Consider the following 14,362-nt stretch of genomic DNA (forward strand, 5'->3'; position numbering starts at 1 on the left):
GCCGCCGGGGGCGGTCACGTCGTACGCGAGGACACGGCGTGCAAAGGGCCCGGTTGCGTAGGTCAGCATGGTGCCCGCGGTGGCGGTCTGGAGCCGACGGTAGCTGATCGACGGCACCCGTCCGAGCCCGGACGCGTGCGCCATGGCGGGACACTTCAGGACACAAGTGGCCGGCTGGTACACCGCGCAGAAGTCCGTCTCGTCGGTTGCCGATTCAGACGTATCGCAGGGCCTCGATCGCCCACTGGGGATCGTTCATGTGCTGCCATCCAGCGAGCCCAACGTGCCTCGCGCCGCGAGGGCCGTACTCGGCAGGACGGCTGCCGAGCATGAATTCGCCGACCGAGGACTCACGGCGCCAGTCCAGACCGAAGATGTTGGCAGAAGTCTGGATGTCACCGGAGCCCAGACCGCACGGAGCCAGCTGCATGGCCGTGGCGACCAGGTACAGCGTCTGATAGAGAACCCCGACGTGTTTCAGAGTGCTCGCATAGGCGATGCCGCTGTACTTCCACGCCATGCGCTGGAACCGGGCAGTGATCGTCAGGAGGACGTCCGGGACGACCGCGCCCCCGCAGGCCCGGTACGCCATCCCCAGCATCGTCTGCAGCGCCTTCTCTTCCTTGTTGATCAGAACGAGCTGATGAGCGGCCGAGTCGTAGTAGTAGACCCCGCGAGGAAGGTCCGCACACCGGTTGACGGTGACGTAGGCATCGAGGTCACCTGTGGCGCCGCCGGTCGGATAGGGCCGGTCCACACCTTGGTAGGGAACTCCCGATAGCGCGTCCGGCCCAAAGATTGCGCGCACTCGCTGAACTCGGTACAAGAATTCCCCGAGTTGCCGCGCCGTCATCGGCTGCTCGTCGTAGGCCCGGATGGATCGCCGTGACTCCAGGACTGCGGTGAACCGAGGGTCGTGCGCGAGGATCTCGTCCAGATCCGGTCGGTACAGCGGCGTCGTGGGACCGACGGGGCGCTGCTTCACCGGAGGTTCATGCTCGATGTCGCCGGTGAAGGAGAAGGTGGCGCCGAACGGCTCGTCGTGTCGCCCGAAGCGGCTCCGAGCATGGAACAGCAGATCATGGAACGACCACTGGCGCAGAACGTCGTCCCGGTCCTCCACGAATCTGGCCTCGTGCTCACAGACTTCCCCACCGGCACCCTCGGCGCCGGACTTCGTGCCGACATCGACCACCTTCGCGGCAACGAGGTGCCCCACCACCATGCGCACGGCTTCGAGTCCCGGACCGGTTTCCTGCCCAGCGGCGAGCCTTGCCACCGAGGTGACCTGCCCCAGAGCCGACAACACCTCTCGTGCCAGCGGTGACTGCAGCCGCACCCGGAAGAGCGACAGCGGCGATTCCACGACCAACTCGTTGCCTTGGCGCCGCGCGTAGGCGAACCGGGACAGCCGAAGGGGAAAGGTGTCATCCGGCAACAGCAGGTCGAAGCGGCTCCATCTGCTGATCGGCTCGACCATGACCAATGGGGCTGCGTCGCAGGTCACTGACCAGGCGAACAGATGGGCATGCCGCCTCAGCAACGAGGCGAACCGGATCTCGTCGTTCTGGCTGTCGTCGCCCTTCCCCTCGCGGGTGCGGAGCGTGTCTGTCAGCTCGCTGATCGCCACCGGTCCGGCAGCGAGGGCTCGGAGGACCGTGCGGAGCGCCGTACCGGCCTGCGTCGTCCGCACGACTTCGGTTGCGCCGACCAGCTTCACCCCGTTCTCCTCCGAGACGACCTCGACACCGTTCCGTAGGGCCAGCAATCGGGACAGCCCCGTGGCGGACTTCCCCGTGGCTACCTGCGTGGCGGCGGAGTTGGTCTTCATCAGATGCCCCTTTCGTCCAGTTGTCCATGGTCAGTTGCCGTCTTCTGCCGTTTCACGGTGCGCTCTCCCCGTTCGGCAACGGAGGGCCGACCGCCAGGGCGGTCAGCGGGACGGCCGTGCTCGGGTCGATTCCTGTCCACTGCCGGATGTACTCGGGCGGCGCGCCGGCCACGCGATATGCCGTCAGACCTTGTTCAGCCGCAGCGAGTGACGCCTCTGCGACAGCTGCCGAGCTGCGCAGCAGCAATCGCCGGTATCCGTGTGCGCCGTCCCGGCCGACGGCTCGGGGCAACGTCCCCAAAACCGTCACGAGCGCGGACGTGTCGGCACGGCCGGTCCACGGCGCCAGGGTGGTGGGAGGGAGAGAACCGGGCACCCGCAGAGGTCGCTCGGTGGGGAAGGGGCCGTAACGGTAGACCCCGGATGCGAGCCCGGCGACGCGGTGTACCTGCACGACGAAGGACAACGGGACCTGTTCGGCGTCCGGCCAGCCCTGGCTGGACGCCTGAGAGGCCCTCGCCAGCAGGCCCGCAAGCACCTCGCCCGTCAGGGCAACCGAGCCGGTTCGGTGACGGGCGGGGTGTCGCAGCCCCCCGACGGTCACCTCGCGGGGTAGGAGAGGCATGCCGAGGAATGGCCCGGGAGCTTCCGGCGTCGGTGCGGGTGCGTGCTCATGCAGCTCGGTCAGGAGACCGGTGACCAGTGCACTGAGACTCTGCGGATCCGGCTCCACCGGGCGTTCGGCCCACTCGTCCGCACCGTCTGCCGCATCGGCACCGCCGCTGAGATCCCTGGTGCTGCCGCCGGGCGCCATCGACACTGACGGCTGCTCGGTACCGGCCAGGCCCACGACCGCCAGGACCGGTTCGCGGGCAGGGTCCATCCCCAGCAGTCGGCTCACTCTGAGGAAGGGAGCTTGCTCACTGAGTGCAGCCCGCCACCCCACGGAGGTGGCCGTCCGTGCGATGCGGTGCACCGCCGCCCCCGCATCGATCATGCCCGTGCGGAGGGCGGGCGCGAGCACGCCGGGTCTGACGTGGGATATTTCCCCGGTCAGGACGACCAACACGTCTTCTGCCGTGCCGAGCGCCTGACGTGCCCGGCACACCTTCTCGGGGGTGAACTCTCTCAACGTGACCAGTGTGTGCTCGTCCGCGTCGTAGTAGCGGACGCCCGCAGACCGGCTCGATGCTCCAAGGGTGATGAGATAGCAGTGAGGTGATGCAGCGACATTCTCAGTCGAGGCGCGGGGTACCGGTCCGTCGGCCTCAGCCCGCCCCCGAACGGAGCGCAGCACAGCGGACAGACGGTAGGTGTCCGGGACCGGCTCGTTCAGGGCCGGGGGGCACGCGGGGACGGAATCGGGCAGCGCCTCACGGTGGTGCGCGAAGTATCCCTTCTTCCATTGCCGTTCTCCGGAGGCTCGTTTCTGGGCTCTTGCGGCCCCTGGGTCGAGTTCGTCGGGCCAGGGCCGCGCCAGATGCTCGAACGCGCCGGCCGCGGAAACGCGCTGAGGGGTCCCGGCCTTGCCGGTTCCGACCGGACACGGCGGAAGGGTGACGGGCAGCTGCTGTGTCTCCCACCGTGCCAGGTCGAATCGCAGTCTGCTGTGCAGTGTCTGCGGGCTGCCGATTCCCGCCACCAGATGCAGGACTTCGGTTGCGGCCACGGACAGCGCCGCGTCGGTGAAAGGTGAGCCCTCGCCACCGGAGGGGTTCGGCAGCCTGGTCTCCTGCCACAGCCGGTACTCGGGGCTCACCCGCGCATCGAAGCGCGGCCCGATCTCGATCACGGAGCCGTCGAGCAGGACCCGCAACCACGGCGCGCGCCGTCGCCACTGCGCGTCGACCGAGGCGAACCACGGCACCGGCTCCGGCGCGGCGGCAACCGCGACGACCAGCGCCATCCTGTTGCCGTCCGGCACGGACTCCGACGGTGACAGCTCGGCCTGCACCCCGAGTCCGTGGAGGTGGTGCAACAGCCGCGTACCGAGGCCGGGGTCGCCCAGGATGCCGACCCTGGCGTCGGCCAGCCGTGCGAGCACCGCAGCCGTGCTGCGGTGCTGACGGGTGGTTCCCAGGGCCCGGCCCAGCCACCAGGCAACGGGGTCGGCAGGTGCCGGCGGGTCCGCCCCCTCTTCCAGCAGTCCCCGGGTGTGCAGCAGTGCCACCGCGGTCCGGATGTGCCCTTCCGGCACCTGGAGGTGCTCGGCGAGCCGGGCCACGTCACGCGTGCCGTCCAGTGCCTCCACCAGGCGGGGAAGCAGAACTGTGGCGGCACGGCCGCGGAACACCTGGTTCTGGGCCGCCCCCTCGACCAGATATGCGTCTGCCAACGTGAGCTTGGCCAGGCCCGGTAGCAGCCTGGGCAGCCGTGGCACCGCTGGTGCGTGGGTGGGCAGCATCCCGTGGACGGCGGGCGGTTCGCGGGTGTCGGCGGCCGTGTCAGGTGTCATGATCACTGCGCTCCTCTCATCTTCGCGACGTCCCGCACGACGGGTAGGAGCGCGCGGTAGGACCGCTCCGCCTCCGCGTACACCGGAGCCGAGCGGGCGTTGCCGTGCCGTCCGACCAGGCGGCTGCAGCGGGTGCTCAAGGTGTAGACATCCAGCAGCCGCACCTGCTGCAGCTCGTCGTCCACACCGTCCGCCAGCCGCCTGCCGAGCTCGAGCACCGTGCTCACCGCGAGCGTGACCAGCGTCGGAAGGTAGCCCTGAGGCTGGAGGGCGGCCTCGGCGGCATACTGCTCCTCCGCCATCCGGCGCACCTCGCGGTCGCGGTGGTGCTGGTGCAACCGCCGCCGATAGCAGTCCAGGGTGGCGTGGGCGCGCGGCCCGAGGACGGGGCCGATGCGCAGAAACGGATGCTCGAGTGCCACCGGAATCAGAAAGCACTGCTGGTCCATCGCCCACCGGTCCACGGTCAGTTCCACATCGACGCAGGGCCGGTTGGTCGCGAGGAGAATCAGCCCGCCCGGGGGGCACTGGAGCCCGGGGAGCGCACCGGTGTGGACCGCGTCGGCATCGGGAAGCCGACGGCGTACCTCGGTAGCCACCGCAGCGCCGAAGTCACCGGTGTGCACCACGACCCAAGACGGTATGGCAGACATGTCATTCCCCCTTATGCGAAGGGCTGGGGCCAGGGATTGATGTCACCCTCGGATCGCACCGGGAAGCCCATACGTCGCGGAGCGTCGTACAGTCGCGGATGGCCGAGGTATCGGCTGCGTTGGACGAAGGACAGCGGCTGCAGTCCGGGCACCAGGGTCCGCACCACGGTCACCCCGGCCTCCCGCGCCTCGTCGGTGGTCAGGTCGACCGCGTACGCGTCGAACCCCGCGGCCTCCAGCCGGTCGAGCACCGCCGCGAGCTGCTGGGCCGGATCAGCGGCCGGTATACGGGGCAGATGTGCGATCGGCCTGCTGTGCGGCGAGTTGAGGAGGAAGTCGAAGGCGTGGGCCCGGCTTGCGTGCGCCATGTACTGCCCGCCGGCGGACGCGCTCTGGAAGTCGGCGACGTCGGAGGAATCCTCCGGCAGCATCTCGAACGCCAGACGGCATGAGATCGTCTCCCGGATCGCCTTGACGGCTGCACGGGTCGGGTCGAATTCTGTCGAGGCCGCCACGACCGTGTGGGTGCATGTGCTGTGCTGGGCCACCCGCACCGCGTAGACCGTGGGCAGACCGATATCGGTGGTCGCGTCGAACAGGTGCATCCGGATACCGGGGTGCTCTTCGTGACGCTCCAGAAGCTCTCGGAGCTCAGGCGCCGCGTCCGTGCAGTCCAGCCGGGGCAAGGACAGCATCTGCAGCCACACCAACGCGACGGCGTCCCGTTCCACCGCTTCGCACAAGCCCTTCACCAGTGCGGTCCGTGCATCGGTGTGCCCGGCGCAACCGGTGGAGATCCCATGCGTGATCGTCTCGGCACGGGACTCGGCGTGGAGGCACAGCCATACATACATCGCCGGGAGCCATGTCAGCTTCGCGTCCCGGAGCCGGATTCCGCGCACCCAGCGCCTTGGGGCGGCCGGGTCCGGCGGGACCAGCGTCTGGCCTGCCATGGCCAGCTCGCGCTCCGACAGCTGCGGCAGTTCCGCCAGATCGACGGCCTCGTGGCCCAGTTCCTCGGCGGTGGCCGTGATGATTTGCTCCGGTCGCCAGACGAGGGCGCAGTACCGCTCGAGCGCCTCGGCGATCGACAGCCAGCGACCGGTCCGGGGATCGAGGTCGCCGCCTGCCCCGTCCATGCTGTTCGCCGTGGGCTGCCGCAGCCGGCGCTGCCACAGCGCGACCCCGTCAACGACTTCGGCGGGATCCCCGAGGCTTGCCGTGAAGATCGGCATCGCCGGCTCCCCGGGCATGTCGGCCAGCCGCTTCACTGCGCCGAACAGGCCCCCGAACGGAGACACCATGTCTTCCAGGCGCGCCGCGACCTCCGGCTGCTCCGCCGAAGGGACGGTCCGTTCACCAGCCGTGGTCGTCATCGGTCCTCCCGCTCCCAGGGGGGCGGCCCACGAGCTGAAGATGCAGGATCCTCGCCGCGAGGGCTTCCATGACGGGCCAGGCCCCCAGCCGGTTGTGCATGAGATGTGCGTGGTGGAACACCAGGTGGTTGATCGGTGCGGAACCGTTCCCTCGCTGGTCGGTCACGGTCGTGCGCAGCGCGGACAGGTAGTGCTGCCACGGATCGCGGGCCCGCTCGGGGAGACTCAGGGTGTTCGCCGTCGCCCACACCGCGGCGGCGCTGCGGACGGCACGCTCGCCGAGTGCTGTGCGCTGCGCGGTGCCCAGACCAGCCGTCCAGTAGCACCAGTAGTGGAAGAGGAACGACACCCGTTGCTCGGGCGGCAGCATGTGCGCCACCTGTCCCAGGTGCCGTGTCACCAGCGGAAGGAGGGTGCGGGGGGTGACCGTGCCGGCGCCGTCGAGCAGGATGAGCACACATTCGCTCGAGGCATGGAAGACCTTCTCCGCTTGCGCCACTCCGACCGGTCCGGGGTACTTGGCGGTCTCGGGTTCGTAGTAGTCGAGGACGGTGAAAAGCTTCTGCGCCCTGGATGCTTCTGTGATCTCCCGCTCGATGGCGTCGTTCACGGCGGGCGTGGAAAGAAATCGGATGCGCACATGGGGACCCAGCCCGTCGGTGAAGCGCAGGAAGAACCACTGCCCCTGGGGATCGGTTCCGTGCAGCCGCGCCACCAACCCGGGCAGCAGGCCGGCGACCACGGGCGCGGTCGGGTCGGGGGCGGAAGCTGCTACCCGGTAGTACAGCCAGTGCCTGGTCAACGTCTGCCCCCCGCGTTCGGTCTGACCCTGGTCATGGCGGTCAGTTCCACGGCGTGGTGACGGCCGTCCGGCCCCGTGGCCCAGTGCTGCTCACGGGATGGCAGCGCCTCGACGACACGTATCACCGGCTGACGGGACAGCAACGGCAGCAACCCCGCGGCCACGCTGTGCGGATGGTCGAGGCTGAACCAGACCGGTTTCCCGGACGCGCCGAACACACCGCCTTGGGGCCGGGCGAAGCCCTCGCACGGAATGCCTCTGGCCATGAACCAGTCGCGAAGCCGCAGCAGATGCGCCGCCTGGAGCCGCTGACCCGGCTCCGGCCGGGGCACCTGGGCGGAGTCCATCTCCCACTCGGCCCGGTGCAGCACGATCCGCCCCGTCTCGGCCCGTGGGCGGTGCCGCACGTCGGCCGCTCCGCGGGAGGCCGAGGAATGCCCGGCGGCTGCCGCCCACCCCTCACCGCCAGAGTGTGGGCTGACCGGTGGGATCGACCAGGGGTCGCCCAGCATGATCAACAGGCGTGGCAGCGGCGACAGCAGATGAGCCGGAACGACACCTAGATAGCACAGGGCCACGGGTGCGCCATTGCGGTCCGCGAGCTGCAAGGTACGCGTGTACGGGTCATGGTGGAGGGTGAACGACGCGATCGGCTCGGCCACGGCATCAGCCGGCTGTCCGTTCCAGTCGAGGGCGGGCAGCAGCGAGGTGGACGCGCGTTGCAGGTCGCAGATCTCACTGCCCACGGACAGCTGCATCAGACGACAACCGGGGTGAGCGGTGGCCAGCCACCGCGGGAGGCTGTCGGTCAGCTCCCGGCCCAGGGAACCCAGGCTGAGCCAGCGCGCGTTGACTCCCCAGCCGCCACCGTTGATTTGGTTGACCACGAGCCGGTAGTTCCCCGCGGCCAGGTCGGGCTCCTGTCGCGCGGCAATCTGGGCGTACACCACAGCGGTGACCGGGCCCAGGGTGCCGTGGCCCCCGTGCAGTTCCTGGTCGGCGGCCCCGGTACGCGCGTCGTCCAGCGGCGCCTGTGACAGGTGGGCTGCCGCGCGGGGGCCTCGGAGAAACTGCGCGAGAAACCCCAGCACGTCGTCGCAGCGGCCCCCGCTCCCGTACCGCTGCTCAAACGCCTCTGCCATGCGGCGGTACAGCACGGATAGATGCGCCTGTTGGAACCGCTGGTGGGACACGGCCACCAGGTCGTCCTGCACACTCTGCGGCAGCCGAACTTCCCCACCGGGTGACTCGGCCGCCTCATGCCACAGGTGCACGGTGTCCAGCCACGCCGGTGCGGGCGTGCCGGCCTCCTCCACCAACTCCCGTACTTCAGCACGGACTTGTCGGTCGATTCGGGCGCGCTGAGCGGCCCCGGCCCCGGCGAAACCTGCTTCCAGCTCGGCCAGCCGACGGCAGGCGCCCGCCGCCGGACCGCCATCAGCCCCGGCGTTCAGCGCATCCGCCAGCGCGGCAAAGTGCCGCGTGCCGTCGTGGCACCACGGTGTGCGCATCGCGGCCAGCCCCAGGTCCAGCAGCCTCCGCAGAGCCGCAGGATCCTTCTCGCGCAGCCGCCGCAACGCATCGGCATCGGTGAGCAGGCCGATATCCCGGCGCACATCCACCCACACGTAGGTGAACAGCATCGCGTCCTCGACCGTCCACGCCCGGCGGATGGCCAATGCACCGTCCCCCGTGTGGGTCACCCGGACCGGCACCGGATCACCCAGGAGCCCCGCGGTCGCGGGATTCACGGCCAGCGCGTGCAGGACGAGTACGGCCACGGCACGGGACAGCGCGATGGTTGCCGACGGCTGTTCTGCGGCCCGGTTCATGCGCCTGTCCGCGGGCCGGGGCCCGAACCGGGCGGTCGTCAGCGTGGCGAGCTGACCAAAGGGACTGGTCTTCACCGCTGCTCTGGACAGGTAGGAAGCGAGGGAGCGGGCGGAACGGCCGCCCAGCGCCAGGTCTCCCACCTTGCCGTCGGCGAGTCTCCCTGCCAGCACGGGCGAGGCGACCGCCAGACCGGGCAGCCGGTCCGGCCTGGCGAACACGGCAACCAGACACGCCCCTGACACCTCGGCTTCCGCGCGCAGCCGGTCCTCGGCCAGCGTCATACGGCTCCGGTACGTCTGCTGCAGCCGGATCCATCGGTGCAGTGAGCCGACGGTGTCAGCCGGCAGCTCCGGAATGAGCCGCTCTGCGTCGGCGTGGGTGCGGTCGGCGAACCGGTCGTTGAACACATCCCGCCTCAGACGGATCGCCGAGCGTCGCACTCGGTCCTCCCGGAGCCGGGGGATGAGTTCATAGAGAAGGGTGGTCACCAGATCCGCAGCGGACAGTGCGGACTCGTGCGCCCGCTGCGCGGCGGCGAGCGCCTCGGTGGTGTGGGGAGCGGCGAGCAGGTCCAGCTCCTCGACGGGGATGGCGCAGCGGCGGACCACCATGGGAGTCAGGACCTCAACGGGGCCGAAGTCAGCCTCCCGAGGGCATCCGGCTGCGCGAGGGTCGGTTTCGTCGGCCGATACCGGACCTCGCAGCGGGGGAAGTGTCGCAGTCATGATCCTGCAACCATCCGGACGGCTATCGACAGCAGATAGCCGGTCGCAGCGATCATGACCAGGAGATACAGCAGACAGGCCACCCCGTAGCACCAGGCCAGCCAGCGCACGCTGCGGACGCCCGTCGGACTGAGACCGGAAGGCAGCGGCCGGCGCAGCATCCGGTGCACGACGTACGAGATCGACCGGCCCCGCAGGTTCACCTGGCCCGTCGCCGCTTCCACCGCGTGAACCGCGTCAGTGGGCAGGAGTGGGTTGAAGTTCACCAACAGAGTGAGGCACTGCACCAGTAGTACCGCTCGCCACACCTGCTCGGTGATGCCGCTCTGGGCCTGATGTACGAAGAGCGCGATCACGCCGCAGGTGTACATGTCGACAAGCGGCCCTGCGAGGCTGATCGCCACTCTGGGCCAGCGTCGGGGCAGCCGGTAGGTGTCGCTGTGGTCGACATAGGTGACCGGCATGATGTAGTACCACAGCGATACGCCGACCTCGCGTACAGGAACGCCGTAGTACCGGCAGCACACTCCATGGGCCGTCTCGTGGAAGAACAGCTGCAGAATGGTCACCAGGAAGATCACCAGCAGGGTGAGCCCCGAAGGCGGTGCGATCAGTCCGCCCCCGAGCAGGGTCAAGGTGGCGAACAGATAGGCCAAGGGGCCGCCGGTCCACAGCACGGGCAGCAGGTACCGGCGGACGGGAGCGGCGTGTATCGGCCGGGCGAGCAGCTCGAACAGCTCGTCCGCACTTCGCCTCGCCAGGCGCACACGGAACTGGGGAACCTTCAGCTGGCTGCGCGCGAGCCGTGATCCCCTGTCCATCTGCGGAGCCGTGAGCCCGTCGAAGAGGCTCGCGTGCCGCATCTCCTCCAGTACGGCGCGCAGCCGCCGTTCGAGTTGCTGATCCGGCAGGCTGGACGTCTGCCCCACCAGGTCGACCAGTTCGGCGAGCGTCGTCCCCCTGCGCAGAGCGGGGATCAGCGCCGCGGTACCGCGGCCGAGCAGCACGTAGCTCTGGTTCTCCCCGTTGAACAGCATGGGCCTACTGTCCGGCCCCTCCAGTAGCTGGACGTCCGCAACAAGCCGGAGCGGAGTCGCTGGGCCAATGCCGCCGGCGCGGTCCTGATGCTCGGCGTCCCCCGAGGGGCTTGTGGGCTCGACTGCCATCATATGGGACATTTCTCGTGTTTCCTGATGGGTGGTCATTGTGTGGGAGGTGGTCGGCATACCTGTCGGCCGCCGGAACCGGAGGGCTCCCATGAGCCCTCCGGTCGTTTCCCCGGCCGCGTGGCGCGGATCAGCCAGCCTGGGTCAGCAGGCGGAACCGAGGGAGGCCACGCAGACGAAGCTCGAGAGCGGGCAGCTGAGCGTGCTTTCCGTACTGGCGGTGCCCTTGCAGCACCCGGCTGCCTGTTCGGGAAGCTCGCTGGCCCACAGCTCCTCGTCGGCAGTCTCGGAGGCGACCAGGTCGAGCATGTCGTCCGTCTTCACGTTGTTCTCCTTCACTCTTGTTCGGGTTGGGCGCGCCACAAGGCTTTCGTGGAGAGAAGGATGGGTACGGGTATGGCCTGTGGCGCGGAGTCCTCGGCGGCCGTGTGCGGCATCAGCAGGACTTTCAGCGAGGATGTCCCCGCGGCGCCGGAACTTCCCTACGGACGGCACCGAAGACTTAACCTCGCACTTTTCGCCCGCCGTCTTCGCCTGTCCCGGCACTGACTCCGGACAGTCTTGATCACCAGCGCATGCGAGCGACTGCAAGCCCTACCGAACTCAGGCTGACCGACAAAAGGGCTGGTCGCCCACCGAACGCAAGTCCCCAACCGTCACGAGACGTTACTGAGAAGGCTCCAATAGGCCCAGCGCGCCAAGTTCGGAGCGCCCGCCGATACGCATCTTCCGGTAGACGTTGGTGAGATGGAACTCAACGGCTCGCTGGGTGATGTGGAGGGCTTTGGCGATGTCCCGGTTGGTATGTCCCCGCGCCGCCAGCATGGCGACGCGGGTCTCGGCCGGGGTCAGCCCGGCCGCGAGTGCTCCCTGGGCGCAACGGCTACGGCCGCCGGCGGCGCGTAGCTCGTCGCGGAGTCGATCGCTGAGTGCGTCGGCACCGCAGCAGCGGGCGAGGTCAAGCGCAGAGTGGAGCCGCTCGCGAGCGTGTGAGTTCCTTCCCGAATGGCGGAGGGCTGCGCCGAGGTCGCCGAGTGCCCGGGCCAGGTCGAGCCGGGCAGGAGAGCCCTCCAGCACGTCCACCGACGCCGTCAGCAATTCCATGCCCATGCGTCCACCGGTCAGGGTGCCGACGGCACGCATGGCCCTGCCGACCACTCCGGGTGTCCCCCATCGCCGCGCAAGCTCCAGTTCCTCCTCAGCCAGGCGACAGGCTTCCGGGCCGTCACCAAGCGCCGCGACAGCCAGGGCCGCCTCCGAACGCCAGGGGCCGGCCGAGGGACTGCATGCCCCCAACGCCTGCCACCGCCTCCCGCACAGCAGCAGATCTTCGCGGCCCCGCCGAACGTCTCCCAGGCCCGCATACACCCGGCCCCGGCTGTAGAGCACGTAGGTGGACGACAACGATTCGGGCAGGGGGCCGGCGAGCCCTCTGGCCTTGAGCAGTGCGAGGGCGTTGGAGAACTCACCTCGTTCGGCAAGAGCTTCCACGAGGGGAGCAACGGCCCAGCTGACCGCGCCGGGCACGAGTCCCAGCCCCAAGCCGTCGAAGCACTCCAGGGCCGCTTGAGCGTCGGCCCATGCCTCCGTTACCCGCCCGAGCCGCAGCGCGACCTGCGCACGCAGGGACCGCATCACGGCGAGCATCGGGGGAAACGCCCCGACCTGAGCGTCCCGAAGACCGTCGTCGCAATGGCGCAGAGCTGACCCCAGCGCGTCCGCGCGGATCAGCGCGAGCAACGCGAGAACAGGCGGCAAGGCTCCTTCGCCCAAGACCCCACCGGTCAGGGCTAGTTCAGCAAGGTGCACCGTCGTCTCAGCCGACTCACCGAGCTGGCTTGCCTGATAGCTGCGCAAGGCAGTGACACCCTGTGCAGGATCCCCGGCACGGTCCACCGACTCAAGGTTGGCCAGCCGTGCACAGCCGTCGCCGGCACTGGAGATCTGAGCGACCTCCAGGGCGACGAGGTCGCTCTCACAATCGACGGCTTGGCTCGGGTATTCATACCCGATCTTGGCCCTTGCTTCTTTCAGCAGAGCGATACCCGTGTCGTATCCGGCGGTCAGCCCCAGCGCCTGGGCAGCCGTGCGGGCGGTCTCGACCCACATACGCGGGTCGTCCAGCTTTTCCAGACCGCTCACGAGGTGCTCCACAGCTGAGGGAACCTCGACGCCCAGCTCCGTACGGCCGAGCGAGATCAGGGCGGTCGCACGACGACGGTTGTCGAGCGAACCACGGAGCAACCGGCGAAGGTACAAGACGGCGATCCTCTGCCTGCCCCCGATCATTGCCGTCCGGGCCGCGGCATGGAGGACATCGCAGACCCAGGGGGCATCCAGTGCCGGGCTCTGCAGGAGGTGAGAGGCGACACTCTCCGCCGGTGCCGCGCCCTGGTACAGCAGGCAAGCCGCACGGGAGTGGGCAACGGCCCTGTCGACTTCCGCGAAGTCACCCAGCAGTGCCGTTCTCGCCAACGCGCAGGTGAAGGTCAGTGCATCGCTTGTGCCACTGAGCACACCCGTCCGGGTCAGCGAAGACACCACCTCTGCCGCGACGGCGCTCTCCACCCCTGCTATCGCCGCAGCCCAATCGAGCCGGGCTTGATCACCCAGCACCGCCACCGCCCTGGCCAGACTCAGGGCATACGGCGATACCCGGCGCATTCCGGAGTACAGCGAAGGAAGCAACTGGGGTACATCAAGATCCCGAAGGGCGGGCGCCACCGCGGCCGTCGGCTTGACCCCGTCATCAGCCAGCGCGGCGAGCAGCGTGCGGAGGGTGGCCGGGTTGCCGCCCGTTGCCACGTGACAGGCCTGCACGAACTCCTCGTCAGGGGCAGCGCCCAGGAACGCTTCCGCCAGGAACCCCGTACTCACCTCGGTCAACGGACCCAGCCGCAGCTGCTGGGCGCGGCTCTGGATCTCGTCGGTCACAGAGGTATCGGCGCTCCGTTCACTTTCGCTGGTACTGATCAGCCCGGCGACAGGCAGGCCCCTGCCCGGACGGAGCAACCGATTCAGCCAATGCAACGACGGCGCGTCGGCCCATTGCAGATCATCGACCGCGACGAGCACAGGCCGGCGCACAGCGACCGTGGCCATCAGGCGAAGCAACGTCTGCAACCCGCCACTGCTCGCGTCTCCCCTGCCATCCAGGCCCTCTGCCCCGAGCACCCGTATCGCCTCGGCGACCGTTCCTCCCAGCAGCGCGTCCCGGTCCGGCCCCGAGGGGGCGTAGCACACCGGTTCCAAGAGCTGCCGGACGACACCGAGAGTGAAGTCACGATCGCACGGGGTGGCGCACGCCGACAGGACCACAAAACCTCGATCATGTGCCGATTGGCAGCCCCTGCTCAGCATGGTGGTCCGCCCGGTACCGGCGAGCCCCCGGACGACGAGCAGACCGGAGACTCCGCGAGCGGTATCGTCCAGGAGATTCTCCACGCGAGCCAGCTCAGCATTTCGGTCCAGAAGGTACGACGCCGAGTTGCTCATCGGCTCCCCTTGCATTCCAGCGAAGA

At 69.0% G+C, this 14,362-nt stretch carries 9 protein-coding genes; all 9 read right to left on the minus strand.

The window, feature by feature from the left end:
* Positions 1-214: 214 nt before the first annotated feature.
* Entirely contained in the window at positions 215-1,831 is a 1,617-nt protein-coding gene (locus AC3EUV_RS26965; RefSeq protein WP_435604084.1) for a SagB family peptide dehydrogenase, read from the minus strand.
* A 52-nt stretch (positions 1,832-1,883) separates the two neighbouring features.
* Positions 1,884-4,286 carry a nitroreductase family protein gene (locus tag AC3EUV_RS26970; RefSeq protein WP_435604085.1) on the minus strand — a complete coding sequence of 801 codons (2,403 nt, stop codon included), beginning with the start codon at positions 4,284-4,286 and terminating at the stop codon, positions 1,884-1,886.
* A gap of 2 nt (positions 4,287-4,288) precedes the next feature.
* Complete coding sequence (locus AC3EUV_RS26975) at positions 4,289-4,939, minus strand: hypothetical protein (RefSeq protein WP_432146599.1); 651 nt, start codon at positions 4,937-4,939, stop codon at positions 4,289-4,291.
* An 11-nt stretch (positions 4,940-4,950) separates the two neighbouring features.
* Positions 4,951-6,315, minus strand: a complete 1,365-nt coding sequence (locus AC3EUV_RS26980) for a YcaO-like family protein (RefSeq protein ID WP_432146598.1) — start codon at positions 6,313-6,315, stop codon at positions 4,951-4,953.
* A complete protein-coding gene (locus AC3EUV_RS26985; protein WP_432146597.1) occupies positions 6,296-7,117 on the minus strand; it encodes a thiopeptide-type bacteriocin biosynthesis protein in 822 nt (273 codons plus the stop codon). The genes AC3EUV_RS26980 and AC3EUV_RS26985 overlap by 20 nt, the downstream gene beginning before the upstream one ends.
* Positions 7,114-9,561: a lantibiotic dehydratase family protein gene (locus AC3EUV_RS26990; RefSeq protein WP_432146596.1), complete on the minus strand. Its 2,448-nt coding sequence runs from the start codon at positions 9,559-9,561 to the stop codon at positions 7,114-7,116. The genes AC3EUV_RS26985 and AC3EUV_RS26990 overlap by 4 nt, the downstream gene beginning before the upstream one ends.
* 110 nt (positions 9,562-9,671) lie before the next feature.
* Positions 9,672-10,712, minus strand: coding sequence for a site-2 protease family protein (locus AC3EUV_RS26995; protein WP_432146595.1), 1,041 nt, complete (start codon positions 10,710-10,712; stop codon positions 9,672-9,674).
* Positions 10,713-10,985: 273 nt separating this feature from the next.
* On the minus strand, positions 10,986-11,165 hold the full coding sequence (locus tag AC3EUV_RS27000) for a thiocillin family RiPP (RefSeq protein WP_432146594.1): 180 nt from the start codon (positions 11,163-11,165) through the stop codon (positions 10,986-10,988).
* 342 nt (positions 11,166-11,507) lie between these two features.
* Positions 11,508-14,336, minus strand: coding sequence for an AAA family ATPase (locus AC3EUV_RS27005; protein WP_432146593.1), 2,829 nt, complete (start codon positions 14,334-14,336; stop codon positions 11,508-11,510).
* Positions 14,337-14,362 lie beyond the last annotated feature (26 nt).

This window comes from Streptomyces sp. bgisy130 (genome assembly GCF_057708345.1).